A 16,420-nucleotide genomic window follows, 5' to 3' on the forward strand; every position below is an offset into this window, starting at 1 on the left:
CAGGCGGCAGCCGTCACCGGCCTGTTCCACTACGTGCCCAACACCGACGTGCGCTGGCGATATGCGCTGGCGGGCGGGGCTGTTCTGCGCGGTGGGCTTCAGTGTAGAAGGTGCTGGGCTGGTACGTGGGCCTGGTGCCCACCTGATAACAGTGTGCAGCGCCTTCGCCACGCTGCCCATCCTGCTGCTGTGGATGTACATCGGCTGGGTGATCGTGCTGCTGGGAGCGGTGATCGCGGCCTATGCGCCCAGCCTGTCGATGCGCATCGTGCGCCGGGTGGCGGTGCCGGGGGCCCAGTTCTCGCTGGCCATCGGCGCCCTGCGGCTGCTGAGCGAAGGCCCACGGCGGCCGCCGCCACGTGACTGACGCTGCGCCAGCTGGCCGAGGCGCTGAGCACCGACCCGCTGCTGGTGGAATCGGTGATCGACGCGCTGGTGGATCTCGACTGGGTGGGCCGCCTGGAAGAGGAGGGTGGCCAGCGCCATGTGCTGCTGGTCGACCCGCAGCGCACGCCGCCTGCAGCCGCTGCTGGACGAACTGCTGCTGGTGCCCGACCCGGCGACGCGGGCGTTCAGGCAGAAGGTGGGGGTGGAGGCGTTGCGGCTGGAAGAGGTGCTGTAGGGGGTCAGCCGGCGGGCGGGCGGGGAGGCACGGGCGCAGCAGGCTGCCCGGCGTCGCTGTTCGGCCCGCCGCAGTTGCAGCTGCCTGATCGCTTCGTCGGCGTCCATGGTACGGCCGGCGGCAACGGTCGGCCAGGCCGCGCCGGGCGTCTTCCAGCAGCATCAGCTGCGTGCGCTCGTCGTGTCGGCGGCTCATCGTGCGCTCCCCGCGCTCGCCGGCACCGTCTGCAACCGCCCCCTCTCAACGCCCCCAGCAGCGCCTCCGGCGCTTCCTGCATCAGCGCATGGCCGGGCGCGGGCAGCGTCACCACCCGGGCCTTCAACGCGCCGGCCAGGTCGCGCGTGGCCTTTGGGCGGGGCATCATCTGGTCGCGCCCGCCCAGCACCAGCGTGGCCGGGCAGGTGACGGCGGCGGCGGCCTGCAGCCCATTGGCGTAGGCGTCGCACAGCTGGAAGTCGTGGTGGAACAGGTTGCTGCCCGCGGGCACGCTGCCTTCGCCCAGCTTCAGCAGCCGGCGCATCAGTGCACGGCCGCCGCCGTGCAGCCAGCTGCCGGGGCCAGGGTACGACGGCTTGGCGGCGATCGTGCTGTGCGAGAAGGTATTCACCATGTCGATGGCGGCCAGTGGCTGGGCCAGCGCGGTGGCCAGCAGCGCATCCGACACCTTCATCGGATAGGCCGTGCCCACCATCACCAGCCCGGTGGCGCGTTGCGGCGCGCGGGCCACGGCTTCCAGCGCGATCAGCGAACCCATGCTGTGACCCACCAGCGCGGCCTGCTGCACGTCGGCTGCGTCCAGCAGGCGCCCAGAGCCAGTCGGCCAGCGCCTCCACGCTGGGCAACACCGGGCCGGCGCTGCGGCCATGGCCGGGCTGGTCGACCGCCAGCACGCCGAAGCCGTGGTGCGCGAACCAGCGCGCGGCCAGCGTCCACACGCTGTGGTCGTTGAGTGCGCCGTGCACCATCACCACGCAGGGCAGCGTGGGGTCGAAGGGCTTGCCGCCGGTGTAGGCGTAGGCCGCCTGGCCGTTCACCAGGATCTTCATTGCGCCTTCTCCGCGGCCTTCAGCGCGCGCCTGAGGTCGTCCAGCAGATCGTCGGGGTCTTCCAGCCCCACCGACAGGCGGATGGTGCCGGGGCCGATGCCGGCCTGCGCCAGCGCGGCGTCGTCCATGCGGAAGTGGGTGGTGGAGGCCGGGTGGATCACCAGCGAGCGGCAGTCGCCCACGTTGGCCAGGTGGCTGAAGAGCTTCAGCGCCTCGATGAAGGCCTGGCCCTGCTTGCGGCTGCCCTTCAGGTCGAAGCTGAACACCGCGCCGCAGCCACGCGGCAGGCGCCGGGCCAGTGCATGGTCGGGGTGGCCGGGCGGCTCGGGGTGGCCACGCCGGCCACCATCGGATGCGCCGCCGGGAACCTGACGATGCGCCGGGTGTTGTCCACATGGCGCGCCATGCGCAGCGGCAGCGTCTCGATGCCTTGCAGGATCAACCAGGCGGTGTGCGGGCTCATGCAGGCGCCGAAGTCGCGCAGGCCCTCGCGCCGCGCGCGCAGCAGGAAGGCGCCCACGGTGCTCTCCTCGGTGAAGGTCATGCCGTGGAAGCCGGCATAGGGCTGGCTCAGCTCGGGAAGCGGCCGGAGGCATCCCAGTCGAACTGGCCGCTGTCCACCAGCACGCCGCCCACCACGGTGCCGTGGCCGCACAGAAACTTGGTGGCCGAGTGGTACACCAGGTCCGCGCCATGGTCGAAGGGCTTCATCAGCCAGGGCGGTGGTGAAGGTGCTGTCCACCAGCAGCGGCAGACCGGCGTCGTGCGCCACCGCGGCCACGGCAGGGATGTCCAGCACGTCCAGCCCCGGGTTGCCCAGGGTCTCGCCGAACAGCAGCCGTGTCTCGGGCCGGATGGCGGCGCGCCAGGCGTCCACGTCGCGCGGGTTCACGAAGGTGGTGGTGATGCCGAAGCGGGCCAGCGTGTAGTGCAGCAGGTTGTGCGATCCGCCGTACAGCGCGCTGCTGGCCACGACGTGCGAGCCGGCGCCGGCGATGGTGCAGATGGCCAGGTGCAGCGCCGCCTGCCCGCTGGCGGTGGCGATGGCGCCGACGCCGCCTTCCAGTGCCGCCATGCGTTCCTCGAACACCGCGGTGGTCGGGTTGCTGATGCGGCTGTACACATGGCCCGCCCGCTCCATGTTGAACAGCGAGGCGGCGTGCTCGCTGCTCTCGGGCTCCGAAGCTGGTGCTCAGGTGGATGGGCAGCGCCCGGGCGCCAGTGGCCGGGTCGGGCGCAGCGCGCCGGCATGCAACGCCAGGGTGTCGAAAACCGGGTCGGACGGGCCGGGCATGCAGTCTCCTTGTCGTGTTGTCGTGCCCCGGCGTCAGCGGTGAAACTGCCGGGCGCCATGCGAAAGATTGTGTGCTATGTTGGCGCCGAACCCTGCCCCGGAGCACTGCCATGAGAAGTCAGCGACATCCTGCGTGTCAAAAAACACGCTCTACACCCGTGACTTTCGACGAACCGCTGGCCACGGCCTTGAAGACCATGGCCGGAGCTGGACATCGGCTCCCTGTGCGTGATGAGCCATGGCGAGCTCACCGGCATGCTCACCTTCCGCGAAGTCATCCAGGCCATCGTGCGCAATGGCGGCACCGTGGGCGACCTGCTGGTGCGCAGCACCATGGACGACGAGCCGCTGACCTGACGCCCGAGACCGAGCTGGACGAGGTGCGCCGCATGATGCTGCAGCGCCATGCGCGCTACATGCCGGTGCTCAACCAGCGAACGCTCATGGGCGTGATCTCGTTCTATGACGTGGCCAAGGCGGTGGTGGACAGCCAGGACTTCGAGAACCGCATGCTCAAGGCCTACATCCGCGACTGGCCGGTGGACCAGGATTCGGCGGTCGAGGCCGCGGGCGTGCAGCCCAAGCTCTGAGTCACGCAGCGGAGTCCACGCACAATCCGGGGCCCGGCGCCGTGCAGGTGCCGGGCCTTATTCATTCCTAGCTGACTGGTTCTTGCAATGCCCGGCTCCACCTTCGGCGAACTGTTTCGCGTCACCAACTTCGGCGAAAGCCACGGCCCGGCCATCGGCTGCGTGATCGACGGCTGCCCGCCCGGGCTGGCGCTGTCGGAGGCCGACATCCAGCCGCAGCTGGACCGCCGCCGCCCCGGCACCAGCCGCCACGTCACCCAGCGCAACGAGCCCGATGCGGTGGAGATCCTGTCGGCGTGTACGAAGGCCGCACCACCGGACGCCGATCTGCCGCGATCCGCAACACCGACCAGCGCAGCAAGGACTACGGGAACATCCTCGACACCTTCCGCCCCGGCCATGCCGACTACACCTACTGGCGCAAGTACGGCCTGCGCGATCCGCGCGGCGGCGGCCGTTCCTCGGCCCGCCTCACCGCGCCCACGGTGGCCCGCGGCGGCGGTGGCGCGCAAGTGGCTGCTGGAGCGTCACGGCACCACCTTCACCGGCTGGATGAGCCAGTTGGGCGAGCTGCCGGTGGCCTTCGAGGATGCGGCGCACATCCCCAACAACCCGTTCTTCGCCGCCAACGTGAGCCAGATCGCCGAGATGGAGGCCTACATGGATGCGCTGCGCAAGGAGGGCGACTCCTGCGGCGCGCACGCATCGAGGTGGTGGCGCACCAGGTGCCGGTGGGCCTGGGCGAGCCGCTGTACGACAAGCTGGACGCCGACATCGCCTACGCGATGATGGGCATCAATGCCGTCAAGGGCGTGGAGATCGGTGATGGCTTCGGCGTGGTGGCCCAGCGCGGCAGCCTGCATGGCGACGAGCTGAGCGCCGAGGGCTTCCGCGCCAACCGCGCCGGGGGCGTGCTCGGCGGCATCTCCACCGGGCAGGACCTGCGCGTGTCCATCGCCATCAAGCCCACCAGCTCCATCCGCACGCCCAAGGCGTCGATCGACCGCGCGCTGCAGCCCACCACGGTGGAAACCTTCGGCCGGCACGATCCCTGCGTCGGCATCCGCGCCACGCCCATCGCCGAGGCAATGCTGGCGCTGGTGCTCATGGATCATGCGCTGCGCCACCGGGCGCAGAACGCCGACGTGGTGCTGCCGGTGCCTGCCATCCCCGGCCAGGTGGGTGAAACCCTCTAAGAATCCCCTTTTGCATGGCGGGGTTCTTGCCGAAATGATGGCTAACGCTTGAAACGGCAGTTCCCCGATGTTGAAAAAGATTCAGGTGGCGGACCTTCGCCTGGGCATGCACCTGCATGCCTTCGAGTTCCTGGGTTCGGCATCCCTTCTGGAAGTCGCGCTTCGTGCTCACCGACCTGGCCGACCTGCGGGCCGCGCTGGACAGCGGCATCGCGGAATGCTGGATCGACACCAGCCAGGGCTGGACTTGGCCGATGGCCCGGCCGTCGCTGCCGGCACCGGCGCGGGCGTCGGCCCCTGCGGCGCATGGCGCCGATGCCTCCGCCGCCACGGCCGCGGTGACGCCGCCCGCGGCGCCGCCGGCCGCATCGCCGATGCCGCCACCCCCGTCGGCCAGCCTGCAGGAGGAACTGCGCAAGGCCCAGCAGCTGTGCCGGCGCAGCAAGCAGGCGGTGCAGTCCATGTTCAACGAGGCGCGGCTGGGCCGTGCGCTGGATGCGCAGCAGTGCCTGCCGCTGGTGGAGGAAATCTCCGAGTCCGTCTTCCGCAACCCCGGCGCGCTGGTGAGCCTGGCGCGGCTGAAGACACGCGATGAGTACAGCTACATGCATTCGGTGGCCGTGTGCGCGCTGATGGTGGCGCTGGGACGCGAACTGGGCCTGGACACCGCCGCCTGCCGCGAAGCCGGCCTGGCCGGGCTGCTGCACGACATGGGCAAGGCCAGCATGCCGCTGGACATCCTCAACAAGCCCGGCAAGCTCACCGAGGAGGAGTTCGCGGTGATGCGCACCCATCCGGAGCGTGGCCACGAGATGCTGCTGGGCGGCAGCGCGCCCGATTCGGTGCTGGACGTGTGCCTGCACCACCATGAGCGCATCGACGGCACCGGCTATCCGCACCGGCTGCCCGGCGAGCGCATCAGCGCGGTGGCCCGCATGGGCGCCATCTGCGACGTGTACGACGCCATCACCTCCAACCGGCCCTACAAGCCGGGCTGGGACCCGGCCGAGAGCATCGCCCGCATGATGTCCTGGAAGGGGCACTTCGACGAGGCGATGCTCGGCGCCTTCGTCAAGAGCCTGGGCATCTACCCCGTCGGCTCGCTGGTGCGGCTGGAGTCGGGCAAGCTGGCGGTGGTGGTAGAGCAGAACCCCGGCACGCTGGTGGCGCCGGTGGTCAAGGCGTTCTATTCCACCCGCTCCAACATGCCGATCAGCGTGGCGCGCATCGACTTGTCGCAGGCCGGCGCGCGGGAGCGCATCGTCGGCCGCGAATCGCCCGCGCAGTGGAACTTCCCGCACCTGGCCGAGCTGTGGGCCGGGGACGCGGCGCCCGCCCGCCGCTGAGCGGCCCGCCGCGGCCGGCCGCCGAGCCGGCCTGCAGTCCGTCGCATCCATCCGCACTCCGTCGCATGGCCACTTGCAGGCCGTGCGGCGCCTTCTACTGCCCCGCGAATTGCAATGCGCCACGAGCTGCATTGCCACACAACACGAGAAGCGAGGAGCGTGGAATGCGCAAGCAGGCGCCCAGATCCAAGGCCAAGGCAGCGGCCGTGGTGGTGCTGTTGCTGCTGGTGGGAGGCGGCCTGGCCGGCGCCATGTGGACCCAGCGGGCCAAGCCCGAAGCGGCCAAGCCGGAGGTGACGCTGGAGTTCTCGCCGCGCGAGGTGGTGCACCCGCAGTCCACGGCTTTGCCGCTGGTGCTGCAGTTCTCCGGCCCGCTGGTGGCGCCGCAGACGGCCGTGGTGCGCGCCAAGGCCGCCGGCACGCTGCTGTCGCTGTCGGTGGACGAAGGCAGCCGCGTGCGCGCCGGCCAGCTGCTGGGCCGCATCGACCTGGCGGAGCTGGACAGCCGCGTCAACGAGCGCCATGCGATGCTGGAATCGGCGCGGGCGCAATGGGCGCAGGCCGAGCGCAATTACCAGAGCAACCTGCGATTGGCCGACCAGCAATTCATTTCCGCCAATGCGTTGGACACCTCGCGCGCGCAACTCGACACCGCCCGCGCCCAGCTGCAGGCGGCGCAGGCGCAGGTGGACAGCCTGCGGGTCACCCAGCGCGATGCGGCCCTTGTGGCGCCGATTGCCGGCGTGGTGGCGCGCCGCCATGTGGTGCCCGGCGAGAAGCTGGCCGCGGAGCAGCAGGTGCTCACGCTGGTGGACCTGGCGCGGCTGGAGCTGGCCGGCAGCGTGGGCACGCACGAGGTCTCGCTGCTGGCGCCGGGCCAGCCGGTGCAGGTGAACGTGGAAGGCGTGGCCACGCCGGTGGCCGCCACGCTGGCGCGCATCGCGCCCGCGGCCGAGCCCGGCAGCCGCGCCATCGGCGTGACGGTGGTGCTGGACAACCCGAAGGAGACCTTCCGCGCCGGGCAGTACGCCGTGGCCCGCGTGGTGCTGCCGGATGCGCAGCAGCGGCTCACGCTGCCAGCCAGTGCCATCGGCAGCCAGTCGGGGCAGGAGCATGTGTGGCTGATCGAAGGCGGCGTGCTGGCGCGGCGGGCGGTGATCACCGGCCGGCGCGACGAGGCCGGCGGCCGGGTGGAGGTGCTGCAGGGCGTGGCCCCCGATGCCCGCGTGCTGGCCGCACGCTTCGACAACCTGCGCGAGGGCACCCGCGCGCTGCTGCTGCCGGGCAAGGCAGGCTCGGTGGCCGCCAGCGGCGCCTCGGCACCGCTGGTGAAGTGAGGAGCGCGCCATGTGGATGACCCGCGTCGCGATCAACAACCCGGTGTTCGCCACCATGGTGATGGCCGCGCTGTGCGTGCTGGGCCTGTTCGCCTACCTGCGGCTGGGCGTGGAGCAGCTGCCCGACGTGGCGCCGCCGATGGCCTATGTCGACGTGCGCTATCCCGGCGCCTCGGCCGAGGCGGTGGAGCGCGAGGTCACCAAGCTGGTCGAGGAATCGGTCAACGCGGTGGCCGGCATCAAGCGCATCACCTCGCGCAGCTTCGAAGGCCGCAGCCAGACGCAGGTGGAGTTCAACCTGAACGCCGACATGTCGCGTGGCCTGCAGGACGTGCGCGACCGCGTGGCCGCGGTGCAGTCGCTGATGCCGCGCGATGCCAAGCCGCCGACGGTGCTGCGGGTGGACAACGAGAACAGCCAGCCGGTGGTGGTGGCCGCGCTGCTGTCCACCGGCCGCAGCGCGCGCGAGCTGTCCATCTACGCCGACCAGACCGCCAGCAAGCGCTTGGTGCGCGTGGGCGGCGTGGCGCGGGTGGACGTGGCCGGCCTGACCAAGCGCGAACTGCGCATCGACCTGGACCCGGCGAGGCTGCGGGCCTACCAGATCACGCCGGCACAGATCGCCACGCAGCTGGCCGCGGCCAACCGCGACGAGGCGGTGGGCATCCTCAGCAACCCGGTGCAGGACGCGATGCTGCGGGTGGAAGGCATGGTGCGCGATCCCAAGCGCTTCGCCGACACGGTGGTGGGCCTGCGCAACGGCCTGCCGCTGCGGCTGGGCGACCTGGGCACCCTGGTGGAGCGCGAGCAGGAGCCCACCACCCTGGCCCGCGTCAACGGCCAGAGCGCGGTCACCTTCAACATCTTCAAGCAGCAGGACGCCAACATCGTGGCTACCGGCGACGAGATCAAGGCCGCGCTGGACGAGCTGCGCGCCACGCTGCCCGCCGGCATGGAGCTGCAGCTCATCTATGCCAACAGCGACTGGGTGAAGAACTCGCTCAAGGGCCTGCAGCGCACGCTGGTGGAAGGCGCGCTGCTCACCGTGGCCATCGTCTTCCTGTTCCTGCATTCGTGGCGCAGCACCGTCATCACCGGGCTCACGCTGCCCATCGCGGTGGTCTCCAGCTTCATCGCGGTGCATGCCTTCGGCTTCACGCTGAACTTCATGACGATGATGGCGCTGAGCCTGTGCATCGGCCTGCTGATCGACGATGCGATCGTGGTGCGCGAGAACATCGTGCGGCATGTGGGCCTGGGCAAGGATCATCGCCAGGCGTCGCTGGACGGCACCGCGGAGATCGGCCTGGCGGTGATGGCCACCACCTTCGCCATCTGCGCGGTGTTCGTGCCGGTGGCCTTCATGGGCGGCATCGTCGGCAAGTTCTTCTATCCCTTCGGCATCACGGTGACGGTGGCGGTGCTGGTCAGCCTGTTCGTCAGCTTCACGCTCGACCCCATGCTGTCGTCGGTATGGCACGACCCGCCCAGCGCGCGCCTGAAACGCCTGCCGGTGGTGGGCCATGCCATCCGCGCCACCGACCGCGGCATGGACCTGCTGCATGCGGTGTACGAGCGGCTGATCCGCTGGGCCTTCAGCGGCCGGCGCTACGGCTGGGGCCGGGCTTCGGTGTCGCCCCGCGGCATCGTGCTGGCCACCGGCGTGCTGAGCTTCGTGGCCGCCCTGGGCCTGGTGCCGCTGGTGGGCACCGAGTTCATCCCTCAGACGGACCAGGGCTTCACCCAGCTGTCGGTGCGCATGCCGGTGGGCGCCAGCCTGGCGCGCACCGACGACAAGTTCCGCCAGGTGGAGCAGATCGTGATGGCGATGCCGGAGGTCAAGAGCGTGAGCACCACCGTGGGCGGCGACGGCGAAGGCCTGAACGTTGGCCGCAACGTGGGCACGCTCAACGTCGGCCTGAAGCCGCGGGCCGAGCGCAGCCGCAGCCAGAAGCAGGTGGAGGACGCCATCCGCGCCGAGCTGGCGCGCATCCCGGGCATCGAGATGTCGGTGGGCTTCGAGCGGCCGATCTACGTGGCGCTGCTGGGCACCGACCCCGAAGGCCTGGTGCGGCTGGTCAACGAATTTGCCGACCAGGTGCGCAAGATCCCCGGCATCGTGGATGTGGAGGTGTCCGCCAAGCCCGGGCTGCCGGCCTACGCGGTGCGGCTGAAGCCCGATGCGGTGCGTGAGCTGGGCCTGACGGCGCCGCAGATCGCCTCCAGCCTGCGCGCCTATGTCAACGGCGAGGCCGCCACCCACTGGACCACGCCCGACGGCGAGCAGGTGGAGGTGCTGCTGCGCCTGCCCGAGCACCTGCGCGAGCGCGTGGTGCAGATGCGCCAGCTGCCGGTGGCCTTCGCGCCCAACGGCACGCCCATCACGCTGGAAGCGGTGGCCGACATCGTGCCGGTGGTCAACCCGGAAGTGATCCGCCGGCAGAACCTGCAGCGGCGCGAGGCGGTGTTCGCCGGCGTGGAAGGGCGGCCGGGCGGCGACGTGGGCGCCGACGTGCAGAAGCTGGTGCAGGCCACCCGGCTGCCGCCGGGCTACAGCTTCGACGTGGGCGGTGCCACGAAGGACCAGCAGGAGGCCTTCGGTGCGGTGGTGGCCGCGATGGCGCTGGCCGCCATCTTCATCTACATCGTGCTGGCCAGCCAGTTCGGCAGCTTCCTGCAGCCGCTGGCCATCATGGCCTCGCTGCCGCTGGCGCTGATCGGCGTGATGCTGGCGCTGCTGCTGTGGCGCTCCACGCTCAACCTGTTCAGCATGATCGGGCTGGTGATGCTGATGGGCCTGGTGACCAAGAACGCCATCCTGCTGGTGGACTTCGCCAATCATGCGCGGCGCGGCGGCGCCACCGTGGCCGATGCGGTGCTGCAGGCCGGCCTGATCCGCATGCGGCCCATCATCATGACCACCGGCGCCATGGTGTTCGGCATGCTGCCGCTGGCGCTGGCGCTCAACGAAGGCGGCGAGATCCAGGCCCCGATGGGCCGCGCCATCATCGGCGGGGTGATCACCAGCACGCTGCTGACGCTGGTGGTGGTGCCGGTGCTGTACTCGTACCTGGTGCGCGACAAGCGGGCGCCGGCCGCGGCCGCGCCCCAACTGGGCGGCGACCGCGGCCTGGCGCCGGCGGACCGGCATTGAGCCGGGCGGCTCAGGCCGTTCCGCCTTCCGCCTCGGTGCACTCGCAGGCGGGGCAGGGCATGGCCAGTGCAAAGGCCGCGTTGTCGGCCGCGTTGTACTGGGTCAGCGTGCCGTAGCCGTTGGTGGCCATCGCGCTGACCTCCAGCCGCTCGGCATAGGCCGCGTTGCTGCACGGGCCCAGCAACGCCGAGACCGTCACCGCCTTGCCATAGCTGAAGCTGCCCGTCTGCAGGTAGCCGTTGCTGCCCGGCGCACCGGCCACGCCCGAAGTGCCCGCCACGGCCAGTGCCGGCCCCGGTCCGCGGGTGACGCTGAAGCCGTAGGTGGCAAAGCCGTTGGGGTGCCGCGCCACGAAGGACAAGCCGGCCGTGTCGCTGGGCTGCGCATAGTTGTGGAAGCCGCAGACCGGGTCGGGCGACACGGTGCCGCCCACCGGCTGGATGTCGGCCGAGCAGCGGTTGTTGTCCACCCGCAGCACCATGCGGAAGCCCATCGTCGCCCCGCCCACCAGCACCCGGTTGTGGGCGGGTGCGGTGGAGCTGGTGACGGTGGCGGTGCCGAAGGGCGCGTCCTGGTCGGTGATGCGCAGGTCGATGCCTTGCGCCGTCCAGTCCACCAGGGCGCCTGCGCTGTCGAACAGCTCCAGCTTCAGCTCGTAGCGGCCGGCGGCCAGGTCGTCGGGCCAGGGCGCCGCGGTGGGCGCGCCGGCCAGCATGTGGCTGTCCAGGTAGGCGGTGGCCAGGTCCACGCTTTCGTCCAGCACCACCCACTCGGTGCCGGCGGGCGGGGCCACAGGACGGATGCGGAACAGGTTGGGCAGCGGCGCGGCATCGGCACCCGCGGTGGGCATCGGCCCCATGCGCTCCGACGGGAAGCTGGTGCCCAGCTTGTAGTGGCGGTAGACGTCGCGCGACATCACCGACCACACGCCCAGCGGCACCGAGGCGGCGTCCACCGTGGCGGCCACGCCGTCGGGTCCGCTGAGCCGCCGGTACGACCAGCGGTAGTACGGAATGCCGCCGCCGATCAGGGCCGAGCGGCTGAAGTCCACGCGCGGCTCCAGCGTGCCGCCGAAGGGCTCGCCTGCGGTGGTCAGGCCTTCGCCGGCACCCGTGGCCTGCAGCTCGCGCACGGCCACGCCGGGGCCGATGGACAGCACCACCACCTGGCGGCCGGGCAGGTCGGGTTCCTCCTCGCAGCCCGGCACGCGCGGGTCGGGCACGCGCAGCGTCACCGGCGTGCCGCAGGCGTAATTCCAGTGCGTGTTGCAGGCCATGCCGGGCCGGTACACCGTCTCGAAGCCGCTGCCGAAGTCGTACTCCACCCAGAAGTACAGGTCGGGGTGGTCGCCGTGGCAGGGGTAGAACAGCGTGGTCTCGAAGCGGCCCTGGTTGTCGGTGGTCAGCACCGCCATCTCGTCGCAGCGCAGCCGCCACCACCAGTGCGGCCACAGGCACAGCCACGGCAGCAGCAGCTGGGCATGGTCGGCGAGCGTGCTGCGCACCATCTGGGCCGAGCGGCTGCGCAGGCTGGCTTGCAGCGCGGCCGGCAGCTCGATGCTGTCCTGCGGCGGCAGCGGCTGCGGATTGAGCGCCTGCGGCATGCCGCTGCGGAACAGCGGGCGCGGGTCGAAGGGCTCGGGACCGGGGACCGGCTGCGGCACCGGCGGGCGGCGCAGCACCTCCAGCAGGTCGTCGCGCAGCTTGAAGATGTCCCGCTCGGGCAACCGGCGGATCCACCATGGCAGCCGGTCCACCTCGCACACATGCACCCGGGCGCCGCAGATGGCGCGATGGTCCGACAGGCGCTCGACGCGGCCGCGCAGCCAGCAGAAGCAGAACGGCCAGTGGTCGATGACGAGGCCGGGAATGTCGATCACGGGCTTCAGCCGCTCGCCGATGAGCAGCACCGGCTCGTAGGCGCCGAGGCGTTCTAGCATGGCGGTCGTGGGCTCGGTCTCGACCAGCCGCTCGTCCACCGGCGTGATGAACAGGCGGCCATGGCCGCCGCCATCGGTGGCGGGCAGTTCGAGCCGGCCGTCCTTGACCTCGACACGCGCGGCCAGCCGGCCACCGCCATCGAACAGCCATGCCATCAGCGGTTGCTGGAAATCGGGGCGTTGGCGGGTGGTGACCTGCAGCACGACCGGCTCGGCACCACGGCCCGGGGGGTGACGCTGTTCCATGAGAGCTCCTTGTCGCACGGGCCCGAACGGACCGGGACGGCCCGCGGCACTGCATGCGTGGAACCAAGTTAGGCGGCTGCTGCGGGCACCACCAACGCCCTTCGGGGGCGGGTGCCACCCCTTCGGAGGGAATTCCTCCCTAGCTTGTCGGCATGGCCGGTCCTGCCGATCCGGCGGAACCCCCATCGACCGAAGCCCTCCAACGCCGGCGGCCGAAGCGGATCGGCCGGCGGCCTCCACCAGACAGGGACACCATGGCGCAGTTGGCAGTACACCGGACTCACACCCTGGGCTTGGCCCAGGCGCGCGAGCGCGCGAAGGAGTGGGTGGCGCAGGCGGAGCGGGACTATGGCCTGCGCTGCGACTACCAGGCGGGCGAGGCGCAGGACCGGGTGCTGTTCCGCCGCAGCGGCGTGTCGGGCGAGCTGCACGTGAGCGCCGACCGCTTCGACCTGCAGGCGCAGCTGGGTTTCCTGCTCAGTGCCTACCAGGGCCGCATCGAGTCGCAGATCGAAGCCAACCTCGACCGTTTGCTCGGCCCCGCCGGTTGAGGCGCCCGCTGCCCGTCAGCGCGCCGCCAGGCCGTTGAAGCAGGTGCCCAGCACCATCTCGGTGATCTGCGCATCGGTGAATTCGCCGGTGCCCTGCAGGAAGCCCAGCACCGGGTCGCAGCCCCGCGCATACAGCGTGTAGAGCACCACGATGGGCGGCAGCCGCTGGTCCAGGCTGCCGTCGGCCTGTGCGGCCTCGATCCAGGCACCGAGCCGGTCGCTCAGTGACATCAGGCCGCCCACGTAGGCCTCGTTGTTCATCAGGGCGCTGCGCAGGCCGGAGTTCTGGCTGGGCAGCGAAGGCATCTCGCCCTGCAGCTGCGCGGTGATGGTCCAGCGGGCGGCGGCCTTCAGCTTGTTCAGCGGCGTGGCCGGCGCGCCTTCGGCGGCCTCGGCATCCAGGGCGTCGACGAAGGCCTGGGCCCGCTCCAGCGTGCGCACCATGGCGGCGGCGGCCAGGTCTTCCTTGCTGGGAAAGTGGCGGTACAGGCTGGCCTTGGCAATGCCCACCTCGGCGGCCACCTCGTCCACCGTCATCGCCTCATAGCCGCGCTCGGCCAGCAGGCGGTTGACCACCTGCACGATGGCGTCCTCCCGTGCCTCATGCATCTGCGCGCGAAAGCTGCGCTTGGCCGGCGCCACGCCGGCTTCCTGTCTGATCTTGCTTGCCATGCCCGCCCTTTTACCCCGGCGACATGGTGCTTCAGCCGAACCTCCACGTCAATAACCACACGCTTCGGTCGCAAATGATACTGTGCAGTCTAGTTATGGCCTGAATGGTTAGTATCCGGCCTCGCCAGTACACAACCAGGAGCACACATGCAGTTCAGGAGACGTTCCCTGTTGCTCACCGCGGCGCTGGGCGCCGGCAGCACCCTGCTGGCCGCCTGCGGCAACGATGACGATGACGACCACGAGGATCGCAACATCGTGCAGGTGGCGCAAAGCCTGCCCGACTTCAGCATCCTGGTGGAAGCCGTGGTCGCGGCCGACCTGGCCACCACGCTCAGCGGCCCCGGCCCCTTCACCGTGTTTGCGCCCACCAATGCGGCCTTTGCCGCGCTGCTCACCGAGCTGGGCGTGACCAAGGCGGCGCTGCTGGCCGACAAGCCCCTGCTCACCGCCGTGCTCACCTACCACGTGGTCAGCGGCCGCGTGCTGCGCGCGCAGGTGCCGGTGGGCACGCCCATCACCACGGTGCAGGGCGGCAGCTTCACCGTGGGCAGCGACCTGGTGATCACCGACCAGCGCGGCCGCCGAAGCGCCATCACCGCCACCGACGTGATGGCCAGCAACGGCGTCATCCACGTCATCGACAAGGTTCTGCTGCCGGCGGTGTGAGCCGCCGGCCCTTTCCCCCGTTCCATCCCGTCCCGTTCGTCAACCCCGAAGGAAACACCACCATGAAGAAACTGCTGATCGCCACTGCCCTGAGCTTCGGCGCCATGACCGCCATGGCCGCCGACATCGTCGACACCGCCGTGTCCGCCGGCTCGTTCAAGACCCTGGTGGCTGCGGTGCAGGCCGCCGGCCTGGTGGACACGCTGAAGGGCCCGGGCCCGTTCACCGTGTTCGCGCCCACCGACGAGGCCTTCGCCAAGGTGCCCAAGGCACAACTGGATGCGCTGCTGAAGGACAAGGCCGCGCTGACGAAGGTGCTGACCTACCACGTGGTGCCGGGCAAGGTGATGGCCGCCGACGTGAAGGCCGGCAAGGTGAAGACGGTGCAGGGCTCGGAGCTGACCGTCAGCACCACCGGCGGCGTGATGGTGGACAAGGCCAAGGTGGTGAAGACCGACATCGCTGCCAGCAACGGCGTGATCCACGTGATCGACACGGTGGTGATGCCGGCGATGTAAGCCAGGGCTCGGGCGGCCGGCGTGGCCGCCTGGGTAGGGCGCCATCAACGTGGACAACTGCAGCGACTGGTCCGCCACCACGCGAGGGTTGCCGTCGTGGTCGAGGATTGCCTCTATCGGACTGAAGTGCGAAGGAGCTGCAGTGGGTCGGTACGGATGGCATCACCGGGGTACGTCGCCGATTCACGCGTTGGCTGCCCATTTAGCGCGGACTCTCGCAACTTCGGTACCGAGTGACGGCAATCGACCCAAAGCGGGCATCCGGTCGCTGAGGCGGCATCCTGAATGCAAGATGACCGCGGGACATCTCTCGTCGCGCCGTTCAGGATCTGCAAGCCTCGCGTCGGATCCAGTCGACGAAGAGACCGGGCAGGCCGCTGTCCCGCTTTCCCTTGCGCACGCACACGTGATAACCGCGGCCTGTGGACACTTCCAGCGGAAACGGGCGCACCAGTTCTCCGGCGTTCAGCTCGCGCTCCACCAGGCAGGGCTGGATCACCGCCACGCCCATGCCGGCGACCGCTGCCGCGATCAGGTTGCCGGCCAAGTCGAAGCCATCGCCCAGCTTCAGCCGGCTGCTCTCCACCCCGGCGGCACCGAACCACATCAACCAGTTGGCCGGATAATTGGTGTGATAGAGCAGTGTCTCCCGCAGCAGGTTCGCAGGCGTCCTGAGCCGCCGTGCGATGTTGGGCTGGCAGAACGGCGTGATGTCGCGTCCGATGAGGTAGCGCGCGCTGATGTCGCGTGGCCAAGCCACGCCAGGCCGCTTGAGCTCGATCCAGACGTCCACGTCCTCGCGCCGGAAGTCCTCGTCGCGCCGGGACTGGAGCAACTGGATGTCGATGCCGGGATGCTGCAACTGGAATGTGCCCAACCGCGGCATCAGCCACCGCATGCCCAAGGTGGGCACGGCGCACAACCGCAGTGAACGTCGGCGCTCACGGGCCGGCTGCTTCAATTCGCCGAAGGCCCGCTCCAGGGCCTCCACAGGCCCCTCGACCCGTTGGCGAAGGTCCAGCGCCCGTGCATTCGGCAGCACCCCCTGCGCATGCCGATCGAACAGCGCATGACCCAGGTGCGCCTCCAGGCGCGACACGGCCCTGCTGACCGCCGCCTGGGTGACGCACAACTGCTCGGCCGCCCGGCGCATGGATCCGGTCCTGCACACCGCGAGGAACGCATGCATCTCGACCAGTGAGGCGGACTCGAACTTCATGGTGATGACATTATGGCAACA

The 16,420-nt window shown here is 70.2% G+C and carries 12 protein-coding genes and 5 pseudogenes; 10 read left to right on the forward strand and 7 right to left on the reverse strand.

The features are described 5' to 3' along the window. The first annotated feature begins 151 nt into the window (after positions 1–151). A complete protein-coding gene (locus LRS14_RS17870; protein WP_257800513.1) occupies positions 152–367 on the forward strand; it encodes a hypothetical protein in 216 nt (71 codons plus the stop codon). Between the two features lie 105 nt (positions 368–472). Continuing rightward, positions 473–622: a hypothetical protein gene (locus tag LRS14_RS17875; RefSeq protein WP_257800514.1), complete on the forward strand. Its 150-nt coding sequence runs from the start codon at positions 473–475 to the stop codon at positions 620–622. Positions 623–863: 241 nt separating this feature from the next. Here LRS14_RS17875 and LRS14_RS17880 read toward each other — a convergent pair. The 4 genes and pseudogenes from LRS14_RS17880 to LRS14_RS30735 all read right to left on the reverse strand — a co-directional run. Next, positions 864–1,668: pseudogene (locus LRS14_RS17880) on the reverse strand (alpha/beta fold hydrolase); the annotation flags it as partial. Further along, positions 1,665–2,212, reverse strand: a pseudogene (locus LRS14_RS30725) (PLP-dependent transferase). The pseudogenes LRS14_RS30725 and LRS14_RS17880, both read right to left, overlap by 4 nt. A 26-nt stretch (positions 2,213–2,238) precedes the next feature. Beyond that, entirely contained in the window at positions 2,239–2,379 is a 141-nt protein-coding gene (locus tag LRS14_RS30730) for a PLP-dependent transferase (RefSeq protein ID WP_404977620.1), read from the reverse strand. A 49-nt stretch (positions 2,380–2,428) separates the two neighbouring features. Continuing rightward, positions 2,429–2,809: pseudogene (locus LRS14_RS30735) on the reverse strand (PLP-dependent transferase); the annotation flags it as partial. Positions 2,810–3,088: 279 nt separating this feature from the next. Between LRS14_RS30735 and LRS14_RS17890 the strand changes: the two are divergent. The 5 genes and pseudogenes from LRS14_RS17890 to LRS14_RS17910 all read left to right on the forward strand — a co-directional run bounded on the left by LRS14_RS17890 (position 3,089) and on the right by LRS14_RS17910 (position 10,585). Beyond that, positions 3,089–3,552 (forward strand): annotated as a pseudogene (locus LRS14_RS17890) (CBS domain-containing protein). 87 nt (positions 3,553–3,639) lie between these two features. After that, positions 3,640–4,748: pseudogene (gene aroC / locus LRS14_RS17895) on the forward strand (chorismate synthase). A gap of 116 nt (positions 4,749–4,864) precedes the next feature. After that, on the forward strand, positions 4,865–6,094 hold the full coding sequence (locus tag LRS14_RS17900; protein WP_310740853.1) for an HD-GYP domain-containing protein: 1,230 nt from the start codon (positions 4,865–4,867) through the stop codon (positions 6,092–6,094). A gap of 164 nt (positions 6,095–6,258) precedes the next feature. Next, complete coding sequence (locus LRS14_RS17905) at positions 6,259–7,431, forward strand: efflux RND transporter periplasmic adaptor subunit (protein ID WP_046114796.1); 1,173 nt, start codon at positions 6,259–6,261, stop codon at positions 7,429–7,431. A gap of 10 nt (positions 7,432–7,441) precedes the next feature. After that, entirely contained in the window at positions 7,442–10,585 is a 3,144-nt protein-coding gene (locus LRS14_RS17910) for an efflux RND transporter permease subunit (RefSeq protein WP_046114795.1), read from the forward strand. A 10-nt stretch (positions 10,586–10,595) separates the two neighbouring features. Here LRS14_RS17910 and LRS14_RS17915 read toward each other — a convergent pair whose 3' ends face one another. Then, positions 10,596–12,770, reverse strand: coding sequence for a hypothetical protein (locus tag LRS14_RS17915; RefSeq protein WP_257800515.1), 2,175 nt, complete (start codon positions 12,768–12,770; stop codon positions 10,596–10,598). 254 nt (positions 12,771–13,024) lie between these two features. Here LRS14_RS17915 and LRS14_RS17920 point away from each other — a divergent pair, with 254 nt between their 5' ends. Beyond that, complete coding sequence (locus LRS14_RS17920) at positions 13,025–13,321, forward strand: polyhydroxyalkanoic acid system family protein (RefSeq protein ID WP_046114793.1); 297 nt, start codon at positions 13,025–13,027, stop codon at positions 13,319–13,321. Between the two features lie 15 nt (positions 13,322–13,336). Here the strand turns inward: LRS14_RS17920 and LRS14_RS17925 are convergent, their stop codons facing one another. Further along, a complete protein-coding gene (locus tag LRS14_RS17925; RefSeq protein WP_046114792.1) occupies positions 13,337–13,993 on the reverse strand; it encodes a TetR/AcrR family transcriptional regulator in 657 nt (218 codons plus the stop codon). A gap of 147 nt (positions 13,994–14,140) precedes the next feature. Between LRS14_RS17925 and LRS14_RS17930 the strand changes: the two genes are divergently transcribed. Beyond that, on the forward strand, positions 14,141–14,662 hold the full coding sequence (locus tag LRS14_RS17930; protein ID WP_046114791.1) for a fasciclin domain-containing protein: 522 nt from the start codon (positions 14,141–14,143) through the stop codon (positions 14,660–14,662). A 62-nt stretch (positions 14,663–14,724) separates the two neighbouring features. Further along, positions 14,725–15,180: a fasciclin domain-containing protein gene (locus LRS14_RS17935; protein WP_046114790.1), complete on the forward strand. Its 456-nt coding sequence runs from the start codon at positions 14,725–14,727 to the stop codon at positions 15,178–15,180. Between the two features lie 322 nt (positions 15,181–15,502). Here the strand turns inward: LRS14_RS17935 and LRS14_RS17940 are convergent, their stop codons facing one another. Continuing rightward, entirely contained in the window at positions 15,503–16,399 is an 897-nt protein-coding gene (locus LRS14_RS17940; RefSeq protein WP_257800516.1) for a LysR substrate-binding domain-containing protein, read from the reverse strand. Positions 16,400–16,420 lie beyond the last annotated feature (21 nt).

Origin of the sequence: Aquincola sp. J276, from assembly GCF_024700035.1 — a bacterium.
GTDB lineage: Bacteria > Pseudomonadota > Gammaproteobacteria > Burkholderiales > Burkholderiaceae_C > Aquincola > Aquincola tertiaricarbonis.